This window comes from Flavobacterium cryoconiti (assembly GCF_048158645.1).
GTDB lineage: Bacteria > Bacteroidota > Bacteroidia > Flavobacteriales > Flavobacteriaceae > Flavobacterium > Flavobacterium cryoconiti.
Genome location: NZ_JBLNKW010000001.1, coordinates 202,338 through 226,946 on the forward strand (window position 1 = coordinate 202,338; position 24,609 = coordinate 226,946).

A 24,609-nucleotide genomic window follows, 5' to 3' on the forward strand; every position below is an offset into this window, starting at 1 on the left:
ACCTATTTGAATTTAATTTTTAGACATTCTTTCAGCTAGAATCAAAGCATTATAAGCATTGATCATTTTTCCTGATTTTGAAGTTTCAGCATTTAATTTTTTCTCTTGAGTTTCTCCCAATTCTATCGTTTCAGGAAGTGGTGTTCCTGAATCCATCAAAATTTGTTTTACCTGAACGGCAGATAATTTAGGATAATACGAGCGAACTAATGCAGCAACACCAGCCGCATTTGGTGAAGCCATTGAGGTTCCTTGTTCATATTTGTATTTATTATTTGGCACTGATGCATAAATTTCCATTCCCGGAGCATACACATCTACATTGATTTTTCCATAATTAGAAAATGGCGCAACTACCGCTTCTCCATATACATTGTTCAAGGCTCCAACAGTAAGTACGTTTTTAGCAAACTCTATTTTGTTGTCTTCAGAATCATTTGGGAAATTGATGTTTTTTTCTAAATCAATATCATTTCCGTCATTTCCAGATGCGTGAACGAATAAAACATCTTTCTTTTCAGCATATTTTATAGCATCAAAAACCCATTGCTTATGTGGAGAATAGCTTTTTCCAAAACTTCCGTTAATTACTTTAGCACCATTATCAACCGCATATCGAATCGCTAAAGCAATATCTTTATCGTATTCATCCCCATTAGGAACGGCTCTTACGGCCATAATTTCAACATTATTTGCAACTCCGTCTCCACCCAAATTGTTATTTCTTACTTGAGCAATGATTCCGGCAACGTGAGTTCCGTGCAGCGCTTCTTCTTTATCCGGTCCGTAAACAACATTGTTTCCATATTTATTGTCATTTATATCATCTGGATTGTCTCCAACTGATTTTCTTCCGTTAAATTCTTTATTCAAATTGTAATTCAACTGGTCGTAAATATACTTTCTATACTCTTCGATATCAGCGGCAAATTTTGGCCCTGACTGCCCGATAACGCGAGTCATAATCATTTTACATCTATTCAAAGTTTCATCAGTACTAACGATTGCATTCAATTCTTCAAGTGTGTAATCATCTTTCTTTAAATACGTTTGGATTGCTTTATTCGTATTCAAAAGAAAATCTACTTGTTGTTTTCCTTCTAAAGCTTCGTCATATTTTTTTTGATAATCTGCTTTAGCATTCTTATATGTTACTGATCCATCATCTGCTTTTTTTAGAATACGGGTCATCTCTAAATTTTCAAATCCTGAATCACCAAGGAAATTCCAACCGTGAATGTCATCTACAAACCCGTTTTTATCGTCGTCAATTCCGTTTCCGGCAATTTCTTTGGTATTGGTCCAAATCACTGATTTTAAATCTTCGTGATCAATATCAACTCCTGAATCTACAATCCCCACGATAACTTTTACTCCTTTTTTATCTTTCAATAATTCGGCATACGCTTTATCGACGCTCATTCCGGGAATCGTATCTTTCACTAAATCTAAATGACTCCAACGTTTTAAATCAGTTTCACTTATAGGGGCAACTTTCTTAATAATTAACGGCGCACTTACTGTTGTAGGTACAGTAGTTTTAGAAACTTGTTTTTGAGCAGTACATCCCACTATTGCAAAAAAAGCAACGGCTGAATAGTAAATTGGCTTAATATGGTTCATTTATAAATTTTTAAAATTAAATGTGGGGCCTAAATTATGTTTTTTTGTCCCAGAATTTAAATGGATTAACACTCCATTAAGATTTGTTCGAAAGCAAAGAAATGAATATTAAAGGGTATTTTTATCTTGTTCAAAATAAAAATGGAAGGACAATCTGCCCTTCCATTTATAAATAAACTGATTTATTATTTTTTAGACATTTTTTCTGCCATCAATAACGCATTGTACGCATTTACTATTTTCCCTGATTTAGATAAAGTAGTAAAAGATCGCGTGTCAGCAGGCTTTCCTCCAACAATAACATCTGTTGTAATTGCCACACCTGAATCCATCAAAATATGTTTCACTTGTTGTGCCGATAATTTTGGGTAATACGAACGGATTATTGCTGCAACTCCTGCAACATTTGGCGAAGCCATTGACGTTCCTTGTAAATATTTATAAGAGTCATTTGGTGTGGTCGCATAAATTTTTACACCTGGTGCAAAAACGTCAACATTAGTTTTTCCAAAATTAGAAAATCGTGCCACTACTTTGTTTCCGTATTCAAAATTTAATGCTCCAATTGTGATTACATTATCAGCAAACTCGGTTACTTTATCATCAGAATCGTTAGGAAAATTATTTTCGGTATCGATATTTTTTGCATCATTTCCGGCAGCATGAACAATTAATACATCCTTTTTCTCCGCATATTTGATCGCATCATAAACCCATTGTTTGTGCGGTGAAAAGCTTTTCCCAAAACTTCCGTTAATTACTTTAGCGCCATTATCAACTGCATAACGAATCCCAAGAGCAATATCTTTATCGTATTCATCCCCATCTGGCACTGCACGAACGGTTAGGATTTCAACATTATTTGCAATTCCGTCACCACCTAATTGATTGTTTCTAACTTGAGCAACAATTCCGGCAACGTGAGTTCCATGAAGAATTCCATTCTTGTCCGGACCCATAACGTTATTGTTACCATATTTTGTATCCGTAATATCTTCGGGGTTGTCTCCAACAACTTTTCTGTAATCATTCTTCAAGTTGTCTCCTTGTAAAAGCGCATTGAAGCCATCTAATTGTTTTTGAACAGCAACTTTCAAGTCTGTCAAAGGCATCCCATAAGAAAGCATTTGCTCCATAGCAGCCTTACTTTTTTGCATTTCCGGTTCTTGTGATACAATTGCTTTAACTTCTTCAACTGTATAAACTGGCTTTCCAAAATGCTTGATCAATCTAGCATCTCCCTCGCTTAGAGTTACTAACATTTGCTCCAAGCGTACTTTCCCTTTAGCAGCATCGGCAATTTTAGCATCATTTGCCGTTTTAGCAGCCTGATACGTTACTTCATCAACTATATTTTTGTTTTTAATAATTCGCTCGAACTCGTAATTTTCTTTAGTGATATCTCCAAGGAAGTTCCAACCGTGAATATCATCAATATATCCATTTTTATCATCATCAATTCCGTTACCAGCAATTTCTTTTGTATTGGTCCAAACCACCGATTTTAAATCTTGATGCTCAATATCAACTCCTGAATCTACAATCCCCACGATAACTTTTACCCCTTTTTTATTTTTCAATAATTCAGAATACGCTCTATCAACACTCATTCCGGGAATCGTATCTTTTACGATATCTAAATGACTCCAACGTTTCAAGTCATTTTCAGTTATTGGCGCCTTTTTTGTAATGTTTAAAGGTGCACTTATTGCAGTAAGAGTTGCATTAGAATTAGAAACTTGTTTTGAAGCGCCACATCCTGCCAGAACTAATACTGCAAATGCAGATAAATAAATTGGTTTAATACTATTCATTATTCGTTATGTTAAGTTTTAAATATTTGTCTAAAATAAATTATTTTGTTACAAAAATATTTAGGGTTAACATTATGTTAGGATTTGTTCACACGTAAAAACTGCGAATAATCGACCTCCTTTTTCCATTTGATATAAAATTATGATTCTTTAAGGCTTTTTTATATTAAAAAGTGTCCAGAGTTTAGTGTTGAATATCATTGTATTAAAATAAATTTATTAATAAAAAGTAAGAAAATATTTTATAAATTTGTGTTATTGTAATACGTTAAAATAAAAATAAGATATGAAACAAAAATTACTCCTTTTGCTTTTTCTCGTAAGTTTATCTACTTATGCACAATACACACTAATTCCTGATGTAAAATTTGAAACCAAGTTAATTGAACTTGGTATTGATAAAGATGGTCAAAATGGAAAAGTCTTAACTTCAAGTATCAATACAGTTACTGATCTAGATGTTTCAATGAGTGATATTTCTGATTTGACAGGCATCCAGGATTTTATTGCTTTGTCTTCATTAGGATGTTCTTTAAATCTATTAACAAATTTAGATGTTTCTAAAAACATTAAGTTAGGCATAATAGACTGTAGAGCAAATGAATTAACAACTTTAGATGTTTCCAATTTACCATTTTTGAATGGTCTTATTTGCTCAGAGAATCAGCTTACAAGCTTAGATGTTTCTAATAATACTTCATTAACTTTTTTATCTTGTTTTAATAATCAAATAGCTCACTTAGATGTAACGAAAAATACCGGGTTAACGGAATTAATTTGTGACAATAATCAATTAGCAAACCTGGATGTTTCTAAAAACTTGGCGTTAATAAAATTATATTGTAAGTATAATCAGTTGTCCTATTTAGATATTTCGAAAAACACATTAATCAATTCTTTAAAATGTAACGACAACAAATTAGACTATTTAAATCTAAAAAACGGGAATAATATAAATTTCATAAATGCTAATTTTTCTTCAAATAATAATCCAAATCTAACCTGTATCCAAGTGGATAATGCGATCTATTCAAATACCAATTGGTCCGGCGCAAAAGATACTACAGCAAGTTATTCAGAAGCCTGTACTCCTCCAGCTTTATACACACTTATTCCAGACATTAATTTCGAAAAAAAACTTATTGCATTAGGAATAGATTCAGGTACAGTAGATGGAAAAATTTTGACAGCTAATGTTCAAACAATAACCTCTTTAGATGTTTCTGCCAACAATATAAGTGATTTAACAGGCATTCAGGATTTTGCAGCTTTAAAAAATTTAGATTGCTCTTCAAATCAATTGCCAAGTATTGATGTTTCAAAAAATACAGTTTTAGAAGAATTAATATGTTCTCAAAATCAGCTAAAAAATCTGGATGTTTCTAATAATATAGCTTTAATCCTCCTCAATTGCGAACTGAATCAATTAACAAGTTTAGATGTAACTAAAAACATTCTGTTAAAATATTTATACTGTGGCACAGGTAATATTTCAAGTACAAATAATTTAGAAAGTTTAGATGTTTCTAAAAATGTTTTATTAATTGATTTAGACATTTCATTTAATCATATAACTAACCTTAATATTACTAATAATACTGAATTGGAATATTTAGTTTGTCTTTCCAATCTATTAACTAATCTAGATGTTTCTAAAAACGAAAAATTATTTTTTTTAAGATGCTCTCAAAATAAATTATCAAGTTTAGATATTACTAAAAATATCGCTTTGCAATATTTAGAGAGTAGCAATAACTTATTAACTACTCTTGATATTTCGAATAATCTTCAACTTAGCGAATTAAGTTGTTATGGAAATAGGTTAACAAATCTTGATACATCCCTAAATGCAATTTTAACCAAATTAGAATGCTTTTCTAATTTAATTACTACTCTCGATATTTCTAAAAACGTAATGTTGACAGAGATAAAGTGTTCTTCTAATTCACTTACAAAACTTGATATTTCTAAAAATGTTAATTTGACAAAACTAGACTGCAATCATAATTCTCTTATAAATCTGGATTTATCTCAAAATGGAATACTGAACCAATTAATATGTAACAGCAATTTGCTTACAAATCTTGATATTTCTAAAAATAGTAATATGTCCAATTTAATTTGTAATTATAATAAGTTAACAAGCTTAAATTTAAAAAACGGAAAAAATGATATTCTTTACAATTTTGATTTCACAAATAATCCTGATTTAGCCTGTATTCAGGTAGACGACATGTCTTTAATTGATGGTAATTGGTTATATTACAAAGACCCGACAGCTAGTTATTCCACAAACTGCCTTCCTCCTTACATTTTAATCAGCAATGAATTTGAAGACAAATTAATCGCATTAGGTATTGATACAGATGGTAAAAACGGCTCGGTTTTGTTCGCCGATATATCAAATGTGAAGAGTATAGACGTATCAAATTCTGGTATCACCAATTTATCAGGCATAGAATATTTTACAGATTTAGAGACCTTAATTTGCAAAGGAAATTCGTTAACAACTATCAATCTTTCTTACAACACGGCATTAAAATATTTAGATTGTTCTAATAACCCTTTAGTTACTCTTGATGTTTCAAAAAACATTCTTCTTGCAGAACTATATTGTGATGGTGTTGTAACCATAATAAATAAAATGAGTAATGCCAAAATTAGTGGCACAACTCAATTGACTGTTTTAGATCTTTCCAATAATATGTTTTTAACCAAATTGAGTTGTTCTAATAATCAATTAGTAAGTTTAGATGTTTCTAAAAACACCCTTCTTACAGCTATAAATTGTTCCAACAATAGTTTGCAAAATTTAAATTTAAACAATGGCAATAACACCAATATGTTGACTGTTAATTTTAAAAGCAACTCGTCGTTACCGTGTATCAAAGTTGATGATCCTGTTTATTCTAATGCTAATTGGGCTGGAGCCAAAGACGCAACGGCAATTTATTCGAAAACAGCTTGTACTTTGGGAATTGAAGATGTTGTCTTTGATAAAATAGCTTTATATCCCAATCCTGTAAAAGGACAGTTGCATATTGATAATATTATGCTAGAAAAAGTAACTGTTTATGATGCTTTGGGTAAATTGATAAAAACAACAAAATTTACCAATCCATCAGATAGTAATACCATAGATTTAAGCGGTTTGACCAAGGGTGCTTATTTTATATGTCTACAAAGCGAAGGAACAAATATTGCCAGAAAAATAATAGTTCAGTAAACATAAAGTTTTATAAAAGTCAAAACCACATTTTCATCCGTTTGAAAATGTGGTTTTTTTATATTTTAATTTGAGTATTTAAAGAATCTCATCACAAGTAAATTGTTCCTTCAATCGAACTCCTTTTTCTTTTTTCGATCGTTATAATTGGGCATCGTGTTCCAAAAACAAATAGTAATTATTATCTGCAGCCGCGTTTAGAAATTTTGCTTTTTCATTTAAAATTAACCTAGGTAGCGTATCGTAATTCATCATATATAACAACTGGTGCTAAAACCATGTATTGCTAAAATCTCTGGCAATCAATTGATAAATATAATTTAAATTTTAAAATAGATAAATTCTTACACATAATCAATGGTGAGAAAAGCAATATTAATTGTAATATTGTGTAATAAAAAAACTACATCTTTTATTTATGAAAATAAAACTACTCTTATTGCTGTTTTTAATGAGTTTATCAACTTACGCTCAAAACACAAATATTTCAACATATGTTCCTACAAACGGTTTGCTGGCTTATTATCCCTTTACTGGCAATGCAAATGATGTCAGCGAAAATGGATATAATGGCACTGTAACCGGAGCTACTTTAACCACTGATAGATTTGGGAATGCAGACAAGGCTTACAGTTTTGATGCTGTAAGTAGCTATATTGATGCAGTTATAGCTACCATTCCTCAAAATAATACTCCAAGGACAATTTCAGGCTGGTTCAAAACAAATACTCCCAACTCCAATGAAAATCTAAAAGCTTGTATATTTAATTATGGCAGTCTATCAAAAGCCCAAAGATTTGCACTTAGTATCTATTCAAAAGGCTATCTTCAAACTGAAAATGGACCTGATTTTTCCAATGATGATTTTTATGTAAACAACTTTAATTATTTAAGTAATGATTGGTATTTTTTCGCGTTAACCTATGATGGAACTAATGTTTCTTTATTTGTTAATGGTAATTATGTATCGGGAAAAACCGTAAGTTTAAATACAATAAACAAAACCTTTAGAATAGGAAAACGAATTGCGGGAGACACTTATAATGAATATTTTAAGGGCTCAATAGACGACATTGGAATTTGGAATCGCGTGTTAACTCAGGAAGAGATAACTGGTTTGTATAGTTCCAATGATAATCTTTATACATTAATCCCTGATGTAAATTTTGAGAACAAATTAATTACGATTGGTATTGATTCGGGTGTAGCGGATGGAAAAGTGTTAACCAGCAGTATTAGCAAATTGACTGCTTTGAATATTTCTTCTAGTTCTATTTCCGACTTAACGGGGATTCAAGATTTTGTAGCTTTGGAATCGTTAGATTGTCAAAAAAACAATTTAACTACTTTAGATATTTCTAAAAACGGTAAATTAATAGTTGTAAATTGTTCTGTAAATAAATTAACCAATTTAATCAACACCAGTAATCTAGGTTTGACAAATTTAAACTGCTCTACAAATCAATTAACATCGCTCGATGTTTCTAAATACACTCTATTAACAAATTTATCTTTTAGTTCCAATAAAATAACCACCATTGATGTTTCATCAAATAATATGTTGTTGAAATTATTGTGTACTTCAAATTTACTTTCTGAATTAAATATCACAAATAATACATCTTTAATACAGTTATATTGTGGAGGAAATCAATTAACGAATTTGGATGTTACAAAAAATGTAAATTTGAAATATTTCTATTGTTACAACAATCAAATAACTAGCTTAGATGTCTCTCAGAATATTAATTTACTGGGGTTTATGTGCAATTCTAATGAGATCAAAACAATTGATATCTCAAATAATCCAAAATTAGACTTTTTTGATTGTTTAAATAATAACATTACAAGTCTTGATATTTCGAAAAACCCATTGATTACCGAATTAGCTTGTGAAAACAATCAACTTACTTATTTAAACTTGAAAAATGGTTTCAATACTATTTTAGACTTAACCTTTTCAAATTTTGTAAACAATCCTAATCTAACCTGTATACTAGTTGATGATATCACTTATTCTAATACCAATTGGGCAAATTTAAAAGACGCTACAGCGAGTTACAATACAGACTGTACGCCATACACATTAATTCCAGATGCTAACTTCGAGAGCAAACTAATTGCCTTAGGGATTGATTCGGGCGTTGTTGATGGAAAAGTGACAACAACAAGTATTACTGAGATAACCTCTCTGGATGTTTCTTTTAGTTCCATTGCCGATTTGACAGGAATTCAAGATTTTATCTCTTTAGAAAAATTAATTTGCAAAGAGAATTTAATAACCTCTTTAGATGTTTCTAAAAGCATAGCTTTAACCTTTTTAGACTGTTCAAATAATCCACTTACCGCTCTAGATGTTTCTAAAAATAAGCTGCTTACAGAACTTTATTGCAATGGTTCAGTGCCAATTACAAGTAAAACAGGCAAAACTATGGCTTCTAGTGGTCAGTTAATTAATTTAGACCTCTCAAACAATCTTTTATTAGCCAAATTGAATTGCTCTAATAATCAATTATTAAGTCTAGATGTTTCTAAAAATACGCTGTTGACTTATTTAAACTGTTCAAACAATAAATTAAACTATTTGAATTTGAACAATGGTAACAACAATAATTTATTAGGTGTTGACTTCAAAATAAACTCGTCATTGACCTATATTCAAGTTGATAATGAAGCCTATTCAGATGCAAATTGGGCTGGAGCAAAAGACATAACAGCAACTTATTCTTCTACTTTAGGTCTTGAAGATTCAGTTTTTGATAAAATCACTCTCTACCCAAATCCTACAAAAGGACAATTACATATAAATAAAGTTGTATTGGAAAAAGTAACTGTTTACAATGCTTTAGGAAAATTAATAAAAACAACAAGCTTTACATCCGGTTCTAATGACAATGTCATCAATTTAGCTGGTTTGCCAAAAGGAGTTTATTATATAAATTTACAAAGCCAAGGAATAACAACTACACGCAAAATAGCGGTAGAATAACCCTAAATTTTAAAACGAAAACCCACATTTCAAAATCTGAAAATGTGGGTTTTTTTTATATCTTAATTTGAGTATTTAAAGAATTTCATCACACGTAAATCGTTCTTTCAACCGAACACCTTTTTCTGTTTTTTCGACCGTTATAATTTCATTATGCGCATCATGTTCCAAAAATAAATAATGATTATTCTCAGCAGCAGCGTTTAGAAATTTTGCTTTTTCCGGCATGGTTAATAAAGGTCTGGTATCATATCCCATAACATATGGAATAGGAACATGTCCAGCTGTTGCCAATAAATCCGCACAAAAAACAATAGTTTTATCCTGATATTGAATATAAGGAATCATTTGTTTCTCCGTATGACCATCAGCAAAGAAAATCCCAAAACCCAGTTCTGATTTTTCAAGAAAATCTCCCTCCGGTCTTTGGATGAAATGGAGCTGACCGCTTTCCTGCATCGGCAAAATATTTTCAGACAAGAAAGATGCTTTTTCTCTGGGATTTGGTTTTATTGCCCATTCCCAATGGCTGTCATTACTCCAGAATTTTGCATTTTTAAATGCGGGTTCGTAGCCCGTTTTGTCCTTATTCCATTGCACACTTCCGCCACAATGGTCAAAATGCAAATGTGTCATAAAAACATCGGTAATATCATCCCGATGGAAACCAAATTTGGCTAAGGATTTATCCATAGAATGCGTTCCCCAAAGCGAATAATACCCGAAAAATTTCTCGGATTGCTTGTTTCCCATTCCGGTATCAATCAAAATCAATTTATCGCCATCTTCAATTAACAGGCAGCGCGCAGCAATATCAATTAAGTTATTTTCATCGGCTGGGTTGGTTTTATTCCAAATAGTTTTGGGTACAACACCAAACATTGCACCACCATCTAATTTAAAATTTCCGGTTTCTATAGGATATAATTTCATGTCATTTCTTTTTTTCGAGAGGAATCAAAGTTAAGGAATTCAAACGCTTTTACTCGTTTCAAATAGGTTTTTTCTATTTTTGCATTGGCTATAAAAATGGTATCAATTATGGAAAAAGATTTTTATACACTATCTTTGTCCTTAATTTAGACAAAATCAATATAAGCTATGATAAAAGTTTCTGACACTGCAAGAAAAAAAATCATCGATTTAATGAAAGATGATGGTTTTGATGCTGCAATCGACTACGTAAGAGTTGGTGTAAAAAGCGGCGGATGTTCTGGATTGTCTTATGATTTAAAATTTGATAAAACAAAAAGCGACGATGATAAAATTTTTGTAGACAACGATATCACTATCGCTGTAGAAAAAAAATCTTTTCTATACTTAGCCGGAACAATATTAGAATTTTCAGGAGGAATAAATGGTAAAGGATTTGTTTTCAATAACCCAAATGCCAATAGAACTTGTGGTTGCGGAGAGAGTTTCTCTTTGTAAAACATTAAATAAAAAAATATGTCAAAATATACCGAAGACGACTTAAAAATCGAACTCGAAAACAAAGAATACGAATACGGATTTTATACCGAATTAGAATCAGAAACGTTTCCTATTGGGTTGAATGAAGATATCGTTAGGGCTATTTCACACAAAAAAGGAGAACCGCAATGGATGACCGATTGGCGTCTTGAGGCTTTTCGTGCTTGGGAGCAAATGACTGAGCCAGAATGGGCTAATGTACATTATACCAAACCTGATTTTCAGGCAATTTCCTACTATTCAGCTCCAAAAGCGGTAGATCCAAATAAAACATTGGACGATGTAGACCCTGAACTTTTAGAAATGTATAAAAAGTTAGGTATCTCTGTTGATGAGCAAAAGATGATGAATAATGTAGCTATGGATATCGTAGTCGATTCGGTTTCAGTAGCGACTACTTTCAAGAAAACATTAGGCGAAAAAGGAATTATCTTCATGAGTATTTCTGAAGCCATCAAAGAGCATCCAGAATTAGTTCGCAAATATTTAGGAACAGTTGTCCCACAAAAAGATAATTTTTATGCTGCGCTAAATTCGGCCGTTTTCTCTGATGGTTCGTTCTGTTATATTCCAAAAGGTGTTCGTTGTCCAATGGAACTTTCAACTTATTTTAGAATCAATCAGGCTGGAACAGGACAATTCGAGCGAACATTATTAGTTGCTGACGAAGGCAGTTATGTTTCCTACTTAGAAGGTTGTACTGCTCCAAGTCGTGACGAAAACCAATTGCACGCTGCAGTAGTAGAATTAATTGCATTAGACGGTGCCGAAATAAAATATTCTACCGTTCAAAACTGGTATCCTGGAAATAAAGAAGGTAAAGGCGGAGTTTATAATTTTGTGACCAAAAGAGGAATCTGCGAGAAAAACGCAAAAATTTCTTGGACACAAGTAGAGACTGGTTCCGCTATAACTTGGAAGTATCCTTCTGTTATTTTAAAAGGAGACAATTCAACAGGCGAATTTTATTCGATTGCTGTCACCAATAATTTCCAACAGGCCGATACAGGAACCAAAATGATCCATTTAGGTAAAAACACTAAATCAACCATTATTTCTAAAGGAATTTCTGCAGGAAGATCACAAAACAGTTACCGTGGTTTAGTGCAAATTAGCGCTAGAGCTGATAATGCCAGAAACTTTTCACAATGTGATTCCTTATTAATGGGAAATAATTGTGGGGCACATACTTTCCCTTATATCGAAAGTAAAAATCCATCGGCAAAAATCGAACATGAGGCTACGACAAGTAAAATTGGCGAAGACCAAGTTTTTTATTGCAACCAACGTGGAATTCCAACCGAAAAAGCTATCGCCTTAATTGTAAACGGTTTCAGTAAAGATGTATTGAATAAGTTACCTATGGAATTCGCTGTAGAAGCACAAAAATTATTAGAAATTTCTCTTGAGGGATCTGTAGGATAACCTTTTTAAGACTTTATAAAAACAAGACGTTTATGTTATCAATAAAAAATTTACACGCCTCCATTGGAGACAAAGAAATATTAAAAGGGATTAACCTTGAAGTAAAAGCAGGAGAAATTCACGCGATAATGGGGCCAAACGGTGCTGGAAAAAGTACACTTGCTTCCATCATTGCAGGAAACGAAAACTACGAAGTAACTGAAGGTGAAATCTCTTTAGACGGAGAAGACCTTTCTGAATTGGCACCAGAAGAAAGAGCGCACAAAGGCGTGTTCTTATCGTTCCAATATCCAGTGGAGATTCCAGGAGTTTCAGTAACAAACTTCATGAGAACCGCTATTAACGAAACTCGTAAAGCTAAAGGTCTGGAAGAAATGCCTTCTAACGAAATGCTAAAAGTGATTCGTGAGAAATCAGAATTATTAGAAATTGACAGAAAATTTCTTTCTCGTTCTTTAAACGAAGGATTTTCTGGTGGAGAGAAAAAACGTAACGAAATTTTCCAAATGGCAATGTTGGAACCAAAATTGGCTATTCTTGACGAAACTGATTCTGGACTTGATATTGATGCCTTACGTATTGTTGCAAATGGTGTTAACAAACTAAAAAGCGACAAAAATGCAATCGTAGTTATTACGCACTACCAAAGATTATTGGACTATATCGTTCCTGATTTTGTTCACGTACTGTACAACGGAAAAATTGTAAAATCCGGTGGAAAAGAACTAGCACACGAACTGGAAGAAAAAGGATACGACTGGATTAAACAAGAACAAGAAGCGTAAAATTAAAATAGTCTAAAGTCGAAGGTCATAAAGTCAAAAGAAAAAAGTAATGGGAAAATTTAATTCTTTCGAAGAAATCAATTCTTGGCAAAAATCAAGACAATTCAACAAAAGAATATACCTAATTACTGAAAAGACAAATTTCAAAAAAGACTTTGATTTCACTAGACAAATTAGACGAGCATCAATTTCTATATCATCAAATATCGCTGAAGGATTTGAGAGAAATACAGACAAAGAGTTTATTTACTTTTTATATGTTGCAAAAGCTTCCGCTGGAGAAGTTCGTTCTCAATTATATTTAGCATTTGATTTGGATTATATTACTAAAGAAGAATTTGAAAAACTTTTAGAATCAGTAACAGAAATATCAAAATTGTTGAGTGGTTTTATTAAATACTTAGAATCTAGTCGTAAAGTTTAAAGTTTAAAGTCAAAAGTCAAGAATAGTTGAAACAGCTATCTTATGCTTGTACCGACTTTAAGACATTTGACTTTCGACTTTAAGACTTAAATAAAAATGGAATTAAAAGAAAAATTACTATCGTCTTTTATGGCTTTCGAAGAGCGTGTCGATGTTCACTCCGAACTTCATGATGTGAGAACTGCCGCCATAAAAAACTTTGAAAATAAAGGTTTCCCAACCAAAAAAGACGAAGCTTGGAAATATACTTCGTTAAATGCCATCTTAAAAAATGACTTTACCGTTTTTCCAAAGCAAGAAAGTGCAATTGAATTTAACCAAGTAAAAAAATACTTTTTACACGAAATAGACACTTATAAAGTGGTGTTTATTGATGGCGTTTTCAGTTCGCATTTATCGTCAACAACACACGACGGAATTGATGTTTGTTTGATGTCATCGGCATTGACAAAACCAAAATATAAAATGATCATCGACACCTTTTTTAATAAAATAGCGAGTAAAGATGAAAGTTTGACTTCTTTGAATACGGCTTTCGCCAATGAAGGAGCGTATATTCACATTCCGAAAAGTAAAGTGGCAGACAAGCCTATTGAGATTATGTATTTCTCAACAGGAAATGAAGCGGCGCTTTTGGTTCAACCAAGAAACTTAGTGATTGTGGGTGAAAATTCACATGTTCAAATTATCGAGCGCCACCAAAGTTTAACCGAAAATCCAGTGTTGACAAATTCCGTTACCGAGATTTTTGCTCAAAAACGTGCTATCGTAGATTATTACAAAATTCAAAACGATGCGCTTGAAGCAAATTTAATCGATAATACGTTTGTTTCTCAACAGAAAGAAAGTCATGTTTCAGTTCACACTTTTTCTTTTGGAGGAAACTTAACGAGAAACAACTTGAATTTTTATCACTTTGGGGAACGATTGACAAGTACCTTAAACGGAATAACGATTATTGGTGAAAAACAACACGTAGATCATTATACTCTAGTGAAGCATTCGACTCCAAATTGCGAAAGTTTCCAGGATTATAAAGGAATCTATTCCGATCGTTCTACAGGCGTTTTCAACGGAAAAGTGTACGTGGAGAAAGATGCCCAGAAAACAAATGCATTCCAAAAAAGCAACAACATTCTATTGAGCGACAAAGCCACAATCAACGCAAAGCCACAATTGGAAATTTTTGCCGATGATGTAAAATGTTCTCATGGTTGTACTGTTGGACAATTGGATGAAACGGCTATGTTTTACATGCAAGCACGTGGAATTCCTAAAAAAGAAGCCAAAGCGTTATTGATGTATGCATTCTCGAATGCAGTTATCGAAAACATCAAAATACCGGAACTTAAAAAACGAATTACCACTATCATCGCCAATAAATTGGGCGTGAAATTGGGATTTGATTTGTAAGTCGTTTATAAGAAAGAAGTTTTAATAGCAACCCTTTCAGAGTTTAAAACTCTGAAAGGGTTTTTTATTTTTTCAAACTCCCCACAATCCCTTTCAACATTCCATTAAAATCAAATTCAGGTTCTTCGGTCAAACCCATTCGAACGATTACTAAATCCAATGATGGGATAATCGCTACCATTTGACCTTGAAAACCGCTGCAGTAATACATATCTCTTGGAACATCAGGAAAGTGTCCGCTGGCATTGAGCCAAAAGTGTCCGCCATATCTTCCGTTGGAAGTATTCGTGGGAGTTGTTGTGTATTTTATCCAACTTTCGTCCAAAATTTGATTCCCATTCCAATTGCCTTTGTGCAAATACAACAACCCAAATTTTGACCAATCTCGTGTTGTTGCCCAACCGTAAGAAGAACCCACATAATTTCCTGCCATATCCGTTTCAATCACCATAGAATTCATTCCTATTTTATCAATCAAAGCCGAATACCAAAAATCTAAATATTCCTGATGCGTTTTGAACTGCTTCCGCAAAATCCCGGAAAGCAAATTAGTAGTTCCGGAAGAATAATTCCACCGCATATTGGGTTTATATTCCGTCGGTTTCTCTAGTTGTACCCGAGTCATATCTTCGGCCTGAAAAAGCATTTTGGTAGCATCGCAAATTGTACTATAATCCTCTACCCATTGTAAACCGGAATTCATGTGCAGCAAATCGCTTGTTGTAATCAATTTTCGGTTGTCATTTTTCCATTCCTCAATTGGCGCAGGATCATCAATGTCAAATTTTCTTTGTTTCTCCAAAATTCCAAACATGGTACCAGTAATGCTTTTGGTCATGGACCAACCCAATATTTTACTGTTTTTATCGAAACCCGAGTCATATTTTTCGGCAATGATTTTATCTTTATAAATCACTAAAACGGAACGGGTTCTTTTTTTGATTTGGTTCTTTTTATCAAAAGCATTGGCGACAGCCACATTCAATTTAGTATAATCAACATTTGCAAAAACAGTGTCCATGCCAATCGGCAGGCTGGCTTTTGGTTCCTTATTTCCATACGGAAAAGGCAAATTGTTATTCAATTTCGTTCTTTTTGGAACTTCATACGGTTTTGAAACATCAAAATCATCGTTGATTAAAGTCGCTCCCAAACCTTCCCGGTAAATTGCTTTTCGTTCTTTCAAACCATAAACTGAAGCTACCGCAAATTTTCCAACAGCTTCAATTTTGTTTTTGGCCAAATCAATCATATCGATATCATTGTCACCTTTCTCAATCATTTGTTGGGAACGATTATCGATAAAATGTCCCGAAGCAATACTTTTGGCTGAAAAACCAGAGATTAAATCCAATTTTGGATAAGTGGTGAATCCAAAATAAAAGATTCCTATAAAAGAGGCAAAACCAACGAACCTGAAGAATTTTTTCATAGAGAATTAATTTGAAGCAATTTAATAAAAAAGAGTCACATTTTTTTGAACCATTATCGGATTAAGAAAATGAAGTTTATTAACAAGTGTTTGCCGAAAATTAATTTCAATTTCACTACTTTTGTATTTAGAAAAATTCTAAATAATGAAACGCCAATAGCAAATTGGGTTATCAAAAAAATGTTAATTATTGGCGTTCTATCTGACCAATAAAAAACAATAAAAACAAGCAGATAAATGTTAGATGTAAATAAAATTAGAGCCGACTTCCCTATTCTTTCCCAGAAAGTAAACGGGAAACCATTGGTCTATTTCGACAACGGAGCCACTTCGCAAAAACCACAAGTTGTGATTGATGCAATTTCAAAATATTATCAGGAAATCAATGCTAATATTCATCGTGGCGTTCATACTTTGAGTCAACTGGCTACCGATGCCTACGAAAATTCACGAGGGAAACTTCAAAATCATATCAATGCAAAATTTGCTCACGAAGTGCTTTTCACTTCGGGAACAACGCATGGAATTAATTTGGTTGCCAATGGATTTGCTTCTATTTTAAAACCTGGTGATGAAGTTTTAGTTTCGGCATTGGAACACCACAGCAATATTGTGCCTTGGCAAATGTTATGTGAGAAAACCGGAGCGACTTTACGCGTAATTCCAATGAATGAAGAGGGCGAATTGATTATGTCCGAATATGACACATTGCTTTCGGATAAAACTAAAATCGTAACCGTAAATCATATTTCGAATGCACTTGGAACTGTCAATCCAATTAAATACATGATTGACAAGGCACATGAAGTTGGAGCTGCGGTTTTCATTGACGGAGCGCAAGCGGTTCCACATTTGAAACCAGATGTTCAGGAATTGGATTGTGATTTTTATGCTTTTTCTGGACATAAAATGTGTGGTCCAACAGGAACTGGAATTTTATACGGAAAAGAAGCGTGGTTGAATAAATTACCGCCGTATCAAGGTGGAGGTGAAATGATCAAGGAAGTGACTTTCGAAAAAACAACTTACGCTGATTTACCTCATAAATTTGAAGCCGGAACACCAAATATTGCTGGAGGAATTGTTCTGGGAACTGCCGTTGATTATATGAACGAAGTTGGTTTTGAAAACATTCAACAACAAGAATTGGAATTATTGGAATATGGAACCCAACGTTTATTAGAAATTGAAGGTTTGAAAATTTTTGGCACATCAGCAGAAAAAACTTCTGTAATTTCGTTCAATATTGAAGGAATTCATCCGTATGATATTGGTACGATAATTGACAAATTAGGAATAGCCGTAAGAACGGGGCATCATTGTGCGCAACCAGTCATGAATTTCTTTTGTATTCCCGGAACGATACGAGCATCATTTGCTTTTTATAATACCAAAGAAGAAATTGACATTATGGTTGAAGCCATTAAAAAAGCACAACTTATGTTGTCTTAAAAAAATTAAAATTAGCTACACATGAAAATACTATCTATTTTGTTCTTGACAATTTTTCTTGGAAAAGGGTGTGAAGCCCAAAAAAAACAGGATATTGAAACTGCAGTAATTGAATATGTTGCCAATACCAGAGGTTCTTATCAAAAAATAACGGTGAAGAATCAGATGGTAACTGTTTCAAAAGACAGAAGCGGAAACGACAAACCGGTACCAACAAAAATAGCTGATGCTGACTGGAAAGAATTAGTGGAATGTTTTAAAACAATAGAACTAGACAGTTTGGCAAAATTAAAAGCACCAACTGAAAAACGTTTTTATGACGGTGCGGCTATTGCCAATTTGAAAATTACCTACAAAGACAAAACGTATGAAACGACTGGTTTTGATCATGGTTTTCCACCAAAAGAAATTAAGAAATTCGTAAATAAAATAACTTCATTCACTAAAAAAGAATAATACTGAAATAAATTCAGCATACTATGAAAATTAAAGACATACAAGAAGAAATCGTTGATGAGTTTTCTATGTTTGACGACTGGATGGAACGTTATGAATACATCATTGAATTAGGAAAAAATCTTCCTTTGATAAAAGAAGAATTCAAAACAGAAAACAATTTGATTAAAGGTTGCCAATCGAAAGTGTGGTTGCAGGGAGAAAAAAATGACGATAAAATTGTTTTCACTGCTGATAGTGATGCGATTTTGACAAAAGGAATTATCGCGATATTAATTCGCACTTTTTCGAATCAAAAAGCCTCCGATATTCTGGAAGCCGACATGAGTTTTATTGATGAAATTGGTTTGAAAGAACATTTATCGCCTACACGCGCCAATGGATTGGTATCCATGATAAAAAATATAAAAATGTATGCTTTGGCATTCAACACGCAAAACTAAATAAAAATGGAAGAAACAATTATAGACACTGCCGAATTAGGAGAATCAATCGTAAAAATATTAAAGACTATTTACGATCCTGAGATTCCTGTAGATATTTACGAATTAGGATTGATTTATGATGTAATGGTCAATACGGATTATGAAGTAAAAATATTGATGACGCTTACTTCTCCAAACTGCCCTGTTGCAGAAAGCTTACCTAGAGAAGTAGAAGAAAAAGTGAAATCAATTACAAATGTAAAAGATGCGGAAGTAGAAATTACTTTTGATCCGCCTTGGAGCAAAGATTTAATGAGCGAAGAAGCAAAATTAGAATTGGGAATGCTTTAAATTAGTCCTAATGTCAAAAGTCATAAAGTCTCAAAATACTGGCCTTATGACTTTCGACATTCGACTTTAAGACTTCAGAAATGGAAGAAATAATAAATAAAGTTGCGAATAGTGTTTTGGAAGTTTTCGATCTTGAAGATTATTATCCGAAAGGGATTCGTGCACAAATAGATATTTCGCAATGGCTTTTAGAAGGTTTTTTATTGAAAGAAAAAGACTTTAGAGAGCAGCTGAAAAATCACGATTGGTCACAATATCAAGATCAATATGTTGCTATTAATTGCAGTACCGATGCTATTGTTCCGGCTTGGGCTTCGATTTTGGTTGCCATTCAATTAGCGCCATTTGCAAAGAAAATCATCAATGGGACATTAGAAGATTTAGACGCTTCTCTTTATGAAGAATTGTTGCCTAAAATTGATTATTCGGTGTATGAAAATAAACCTGTCATTATAAAAGGATGCTCCAGAAAACCGGTTCCGATGCGGGCTTACGTATTAGCAGCGCATTACTTACAACCTTTTGCACGAAGTATTATGTATGGTGAAGCATGTTCTGCCGTTCCATTATATAAAGCGCATAAAAAGGACTGATATATCGCATTTATTTTATACTTTAATAGTAGAATTTAAAACATAAAGACATGAAAAAAATAGTATTTTCTTTAGTGTTTCTTTTTGCCATAATTTCAGTTAATGCGCAAGAAGAAGCTTCAAAAGACACCACAAAACTTTGGACCAAAAAAGGAAATATCTCTTTGCTTCTTAATCAATCAGCTTATAACAAACAATGGCTGGGAGGCGGAACTTCGAACGTTGCGGGGAATTTTGGTTTGAATTATGATTTCAACTATAAAAATGGAGACGTAGTTTGGGATAATAAATTCATTCTGGCTTATGGTTTGAGTAAAATAAAAGGAGCTGAAAAAATAGCCAAAACCGATGATCGTTTAGAACTGAATTCACTTTGGGGCAAGAATGCCCAAGGAGAATGGTACTATTCCATGTTTTTTAATTTCAAAACCCAAATGGACTCTGGTTTTGATAAAAACAACATCAAAATTTCTCATTTCTTTTCTCCGGCTTATTTTCAAGTTGGACCTGGAATGTGGTGGAAAAAAAACAATCATTTAAGTGTCAATTTTTCCCCTGCAACAGCAAAACTAATTATCGTTCATCCTCATTTTACTGAATTTGGTCGTTCTTTTGGAGTATTACAAGGTGATTCTTCGCGATTTGAATTTGGAGCCAGTATTTCGGGATATTACAAATTCAATATCATGACAAATGTTGGTATAGAAAACAGATTGAATTTATATTCCAATTATTTAGACAAACCTCAAAACATTGATGTCGATTACCAAATGAATGTAATCATGAGAATAAACAAATACTTGTCAGCAAATGTGGCTGTACAGGCAATTTACGATGACAATTCGATTCAAGCCGTTCAAGTAAGAGAAGTATTTGGTTTAGGGGTTAATTACGGTTTCTAAAAAAACGCATTTTTCATAAAAAAGGACCTTTAGAAATTTCTAAAGGTCCTTTTTTTATTCTGTTTCACGTCCTGAAATAGCCCTGTTTTAGCGATCCGCGTTGCAAACGCTACAATTTGTCTTTCAATTTAAGTAAGCACTCGTCGCAGTCAAACACTAGTGCGAGGTTCATACGAAGCACATCAACCCACCTTTTGCCAAATCGCCGTTTGGCATTCGTTGTTTTCTGCCTATACTTTTCCGTTATATTTTGGGTCAAAATCCACCATCCATTCAATACCGAATTTGTCTCTAAACATCCCAAAATAGGAACCCCAAGGACTGTCGCCAATAGGCATTTCAATATTTCCGCCTGCTGAAAGTCCGCTAAATAACGTGTCGGCTTCTTCACGACTTTCTGCGCTAATAGATATTTTAGATCTGTTTTCATTTTCATTTACTCGACCCATACTTTCCGGAACGTCATTGGCCATTAAAATATTTTGGCCAATGGGTAAAGCAATGTGCATTATTTTATTTGCCTCATTTTCTGCTACTGGATATTCAGAACTTGATAAGTCTTTGAAACGCATAATTTTTGCGAACTCTCCACCAAATACTGATTTGTAAAAATTGAATGCTTCTTCGGCATTTCCGTTGAAGTTAATGTAAGGATTGATAAGTGCCATAATTATAATTTTTTAAGTTGTTGTTTTTATTTCTTATTCCAAATGGCTGAGTGCAGGATGTCGCAATACAATGAGTAGCTCTGTTTTAACGATTCGCGTTGCAAACGCTATAACTCCCCTCCACTGGTGCTCGTTTGCAACGAGTACCTACTTCCTTGTGTCAACTAAATAAAGCGTTTGCAACGCGGCTATTATAAACAGATTACCATAAAGGTTCGACATTTACATTACAAAAAATAGTATTGTCTTCTTCATAATTCCTATAGCTACTATTTACATAATCTCTTTCATGAAAAACGATTTCGGCTTCAACCGGATTATAATGTATGTAGTTTACACGCTGTTCTATTTTTTCTAAAGTATCCAATATAACAGGATGAAAACCATCTTGCCATACTTTATAATTTTTAGCCCTTCCTGATTTTTGAGCTTCAAAACTAAATTTACGTAACAGCCATTCTCGCCTGCTCTCAGGATGTTCTTTAATCGCTTCTATCAGTTTTTTTGAAGTGAATTTTTTAAAATCCCGAATAACATTTTGTAACTCACCATCAAATGCTGTTACAATTAAATGAATATGACTAGTCATATATACATAAGCATGCACACTCAATCCTTTTTCTTTGATACAATAATTTAAGGATTCGTCTAAAATAGTACAATAATTAGGTCGTACAAATAAATCTACCCAATCTACAATTGTTATAGTAATAAAAGTAGGCACTGTACTATCAATGACTTTGTATTTCTCAGACATTTTTTTTCAAATATATTGATTTTAAGGAACTCTAAAACAGTAGCATATTTGTTTTGTTTAAAGACACTCCTGTTTTAACGATTCGCGTTGCAAACGCTATAATTTGTTTCTTAATTTAAGTAGGTACTCGTCGCAGACGAGCACCAGAGAATGTGGACAAACGAGCGCCAGTTGGGCGTAGTTGCTTATACATCATTCCTTTTCCAATTTATTGTCTGCTGAATAAAAGTTTCCAAATGTTGCAATGCTGTCTTTAGGCAAATTGTAGTTGACAATATCACGCTCACTTGTCACAACAATTTCAAATCTATTATTTTCAAATTGACCAATTGCCGATAGACCTTGTTGAGAAATATCTCTTACAGTAGTTCCTTTTGGAATATTAATAAAAACGCTGTCACCGATAAAAAACCCAGCTTTTACGTCTTGGGTTAATACGCCTAGTTTGTATGTAGGACTATTTAAATAATTCAAGCTCCAACATAAGAGAAAAATTACATTTAATGTTAAAGATAGTCTAAACGGCCATTTTCTTCTTGGCCTTAAATTTTCTGTCATTTATTTTGATGTATAATTTTAAATTCATAATCTCATTGTCTGTTATTCGTAAGTATTGTAATTACCGCCAACTTGTATATATGTATGACAAAATCATATAAATCACCCCTAAATTGGGTAGATATGTCTGACAAACGTCAGACTTTATTTATTCTCAAATATATTATTTTTTTCTTATAAAACGTCTGTAAAAGTGCAATGGCAATTACTACCGCAGCCCCGCATGAAGGATGGCAGCGGAAATCCTTTTATGCAGCGTAGCGAAATAAAAGATTGTAGCGTCCCGAAGCCTCGGGAGCCTGACGCAGCTGTAACGCAGAGGAAGCTTGGGCATGCCCAAAAAAAATCCCTCTTGAAACGATCAAAAGGGATTGGTTTGTTTTATAGCTTGGAAATTAATCGATTTCTTCTTTTTCTTCTTTCTCCACAGCGTCTTTATAATCCGGGTATAAAAACTTATTGTACGGAAAACGGGTGATGTGAATTTGTCTTACGGCTTCATAAACGCGTTCTCTGAATTCCTCGAAATTTTCTTTGTTTGTTGCCGAAATAAATAAGGCATTTTGCTCGCCTACTCGGCTCATCCAAGTTGATTTCCATTCTTCCAAAGTGAAATGTCTTGGTGTTTTTTCAGTCATTAAATCATCTTCATCAATAGTCAGCGGTTTGTAAGCATCAATTTTATTGAAAACCATAATTATCGGTTTGTCATTCGCTTTGATATCCAATAACGTTTGATTTACCGATGCGATATGATCTTCAAATTCAGGATGCGAAATATCAACCACATGCAATAGCAAATCGGCTTCACGAACCTCATCCAACGTACTTTTGAAAGAATCTACCAATTGCGTCGGCAATTTTCGAATAAACCCTACGGTATCCGAAAGCAAGAAAGGCAAGTTTTTGATCACTACTTTTCGAACGGTGGTGTCCAAGGTGGCAAAAAGTTTATTTTCTACAAAAACATCGCTTTTTCCAACAGCATTCATCAAAGTTGATTTCCCAACATTAGTATATCCTACCAAAGCCACACGAACCATAGCGCCGCGATTGCCGCGTTGCACGCCCATTTGCTTGTCAATGGTTTTTATTTTCTCTTTCAATAATGCGATTCGGTCACGAACAATACGTCTGTCCGTTTCAATCTCCGTTTCCCCAGGTCCACGCATTCCAATTCCCCCTTTTTGACGTTCTAAGTGTGTCCACATTCCGGAAAGCCTTGGTAATAAATATTGGCATTGCGCTAATTCTACTTGCGTTCTCGCATACGAAGTTTCGGCACGTTGTGCAAAAATATCAAGGATAAGGTGCGTTCTATCCAGAATTTTACAATCGATGATTTTAGATATATTTTTTTGTTGGGAAGGCGATAATTCATCATCAAATACCAAAGTCGAAATGTCATTTTCTTTTACAAAAAGATTGATTTCCTCTATTTTTCCTGTTCCTACAAAAGTCTTGGGATTTGGGCGTTCCATTTTTTGCGAAAAACGTTTTACCACTTGGCCCCCAGCGGTAAAAGTCAAAAATTCTAATTCGTCAAGATATTCGTTTAGTTTCTCTTCACTTTGATTTTGAGTTACAATACCAACTATAGCCGTTTTTTCGAAATTTATTACTTCTTTTTCTAACATGTCTTTGAATAAGCTACAAATTTAATGATTTGTCAGGGACTTATGTAATTATGGGTTTATAAAAAAATAAGAAGGTGTGAATAATGATAGTTTTTTGGTCGAGCCGGAAATTAGACTAAAGAAAAGTTTTGCCTCGAATTAGTCTTTAATTTTAAAAAAATAGGAAAAATTCGTGTAATTCGTGTAATTCGTGTAATTCGTGTAAT

The 24,609-nt window shown here is 33.3% G+C and carries 21 protein-coding genes; 13 read left to right on the forward strand and 8 right to left on the reverse strand.

Features of this window, described 5'->3' with window-relative positions:
• Nucleotides 1–12: 12 nt before the first annotated feature.
• Nucleotides 13–1,623 (reverse strand): S8 family peptidase, encoded by a 1,611-nt coding sequence (locus tag ACM55H_RS00820; RefSeq protein ID WP_416834696.1) that lies wholly within the window; start codon nt 1,621–1,623, stop codon nt 13–15.
• A gap of 185 nt (nt 1,624–1,808) precedes the next feature.
• Nucleotides 1,809–3,437 carry a S8 family peptidase gene (locus ACM55H_RS00825; RefSeq protein ID WP_416834697.1) on the reverse strand — a complete coding sequence of 543 codons (1,629 nt, stop codon included), beginning with the start codon at nt 3,435–3,437 and terminating at the stop codon, nt 1,809–1,811.
• Nucleotides 3,438–3,723: 286 nt separating this feature from the next.
• Between ACM55H_RS00825 and ACM55H_RS00830 the strand changes: the two genes are divergently transcribed.
• Both ACM55H_RS00830 and ACM55H_RS00835 read left to right on the forward strand, forming a co-directional pair.
• Nucleotides 3,724–6,663, forward strand: coding sequence for a T9SS type A sorting domain-containing protein (locus ACM55H_RS00830; protein WP_416834698.1), 2,940 nt, complete (start codon nt 3,724–3,726; stop codon nt 6,661–6,663).
• 418 nt (nt 6,664–7,081) lie between these two features.
• On the forward strand, nt 7,082–9,652 hold the full coding sequence (locus tag ACM55H_RS00835) for a LamG-like jellyroll fold domain-containing protein (RefSeq protein ID WP_416834699.1): 2,571 nt from the start codon (nt 7,082–7,084) through the stop codon (nt 9,650–9,652).
• Nucleotides 9,653–9,727: 75 nt separating this feature from the next.
• Here ACM55H_RS00835 and ACM55H_RS00840 read toward each other — a convergent pair whose 3' ends face one another.
• Entirely contained in the window at nt 9,728–10,585 is an 858-nt protein-coding gene (locus ACM55H_RS00840) for an MBL fold metallo-hydrolase (RefSeq protein WP_416834700.1), read from the reverse strand.
• A gap of 168 nt (nt 10,586–10,753) precedes the next feature.
• On the opposite strand from ACM55H_RS00840, the gene ACM55H_RS00845 reads away from it, so the two are divergent.
• From ACM55H_RS00845 to sufD, 5 genes are all read left to right on the forward strand, one after another.
• Nucleotides 10,754–11,083 (forward strand): HesB/IscA family protein, encoded by a 330-nt coding sequence (locus ACM55H_RS00845; RefSeq protein ID WP_099714058.1) that lies wholly within the window; start codon nt 10,754–10,756, stop codon nt 11,081–11,083.
• A gap of 18 nt (nt 11,084–11,101) precedes the next feature.
• Nucleotides 11,102–12,550, forward strand: coding sequence for a Fe-S cluster assembly protein SufB (sufB, locus tag ACM55H_RS00850; RefSeq protein ID WP_416834701.1), 1,449 nt, complete (start codon nt 11,102–11,104; stop codon nt 12,548–12,550).
• A 32-nt stretch (nt 12,551–12,582) separates the two neighbouring features.
• Entirely contained in the window at nt 12,583–13,335 is a 753-nt protein-coding gene (sufC, locus tag ACM55H_RS00855; RefSeq protein ID WP_039108445.1) for a Fe-S cluster assembly ATPase SufC, read from the forward strand.
• 49 nt (nt 13,336–13,384) lie between these two features.
• Nucleotides 13,385–13,759: a four helix bundle protein gene (locus ACM55H_RS00860; protein WP_416834702.1), complete on the forward strand. Its 375-nt coding sequence runs from the start codon at nt 13,385–13,387 to the stop codon at nt 13,757–13,759.
• A gap of 96 nt (nt 13,760–13,855) precedes the next feature.
• Nucleotides 13,856–15,172: a Fe-S cluster assembly protein SufD gene (gene sufD / locus ACM55H_RS00865; RefSeq protein ID WP_416834703.1), complete on the forward strand. Its 1,317-nt coding sequence runs from the start codon at nt 13,856–13,858 to the stop codon at nt 15,170–15,172.
• A gap of 64 nt (nt 15,173–15,236) precedes the next feature.
• Here sufD and ACM55H_RS00870 read toward each other — a convergent pair whose 3' ends face one another.
• Nucleotides 15,237–16,604: a serine hydrolase domain-containing protein gene (locus tag ACM55H_RS00870; RefSeq protein WP_416834704.1), complete on the reverse strand. Its 1,368-nt coding sequence runs from the start codon at nt 16,602–16,604 to the stop codon at nt 15,237–15,239.
• 237 nt (nt 16,605–16,841) lie between these two features.
• Between ACM55H_RS00870 and ACM55H_RS00875 the strand changes: the two genes are divergently transcribed.
• The 6 genes from ACM55H_RS00875 to ACM55H_RS00900 all read left to right on the forward strand — a co-directional run bounded on the left by ACM55H_RS00875 (nt 16,842) and on the right by ACM55H_RS00900 (nt 20,783).
• A complete protein-coding gene (locus ACM55H_RS00875; RefSeq protein WP_416834705.1) occupies nt 16,842–18,056 on the forward strand; it encodes an aminotransferase class V-fold PLP-dependent enzyme in 1,215 nt (404 codons plus the stop codon).
• A 21-nt stretch (nt 18,057–18,077) separates the two neighbouring features.
• Nucleotides 18,078–18,512, forward strand: a complete 435-nt coding sequence (locus ACM55H_RS00880; protein WP_416834706.1) for a hypothetical protein — start codon at nt 18,078–18,080, stop codon at nt 18,510–18,512.
• A gap of 23 nt (nt 18,513–18,535) precedes the next feature.
• Nucleotides 18,536–18,955, forward strand: a complete 420-nt coding sequence (locus ACM55H_RS00885; RefSeq protein WP_314896616.1) for a SufE family protein — start codon at nt 18,536–18,538, stop codon at nt 18,953–18,955.
• Nucleotides 18,956–18,961: 6 nt separating this feature from the next.
• Nucleotides 18,962–19,288 carry an SUF system Fe-S cluster assembly protein gene (locus tag ACM55H_RS00890; protein WP_035669120.1) on the forward strand — a complete coding sequence of 109 codons (327 nt, stop codon included), beginning with the start codon at nt 18,962–18,964 and terminating at the stop codon, nt 19,286–19,288.
• 80 nt (nt 19,289–19,368) lie between these two features.
• Nucleotides 19,369–19,881 carry a DUF2480 family protein gene (locus ACM55H_RS00895; protein WP_416834707.1) on the forward strand — a complete coding sequence of 171 codons (513 nt, stop codon included), beginning with the start codon at nt 19,369–19,371 and terminating at the stop codon, nt 19,879–19,881.
• A gap of 50 nt (nt 19,882–19,931) precedes the next feature.
• On the forward strand, nt 19,932–20,783 hold the full coding sequence (locus ACM55H_RS00900; RefSeq protein WP_416834708.1) for a DUF3078 domain-containing protein: 852 nt from the start codon (nt 19,932–19,934) through the stop codon (nt 20,781–20,783).
• 230 nt (nt 20,784–21,013) lie between these two features.
• On the opposite strand, the gene ACM55H_RS00905 is transcribed toward ACM55H_RS00900, so the two are convergent.
• From ACM55H_RS00905 to hflX, 4 genes are all read right to left on the reverse strand, one after another.
• A complete protein-coding gene (locus ACM55H_RS00905; protein WP_416834709.1) occupies nt 21,014–21,451 on the reverse strand; it encodes a VOC family protein in 438 nt (145 codons plus the stop codon).
• 202 nt (nt 21,452–21,653) lie between these two features.
• A complete protein-coding gene (locus ACM55H_RS00910; RefSeq protein WP_416834710.1) occupies nt 21,654–22,208 on the reverse strand; it encodes an REP-associated tyrosine transposase in 555 nt (184 codons plus the stop codon).
• Nucleotides 22,209–22,400: 192 nt separating this feature from the next.
• The gene (locus ACM55H_RS00915) at nt 22,401–22,766 is read right to left on the reverse strand and encodes a hypothetical protein (protein WP_416834711.1); all 366 of its coding nucleotides are present in this window, start codon (nt 22,764–22,766) and stop codon (nt 22,401–22,403) included.
• A 395-nt stretch (nt 22,767–23,161) separates the two neighbouring features.
• Entirely contained in the window at nt 23,162–24,403 is a 1,242-nt protein-coding gene (gene hflX, locus ACM55H_RS00920; RefSeq protein ID WP_416834712.1) for a GTPase HflX, read from the reverse strand.
• Between the last annotated feature and the right edge of the window lie 206 nt (nt 24,404–24,609).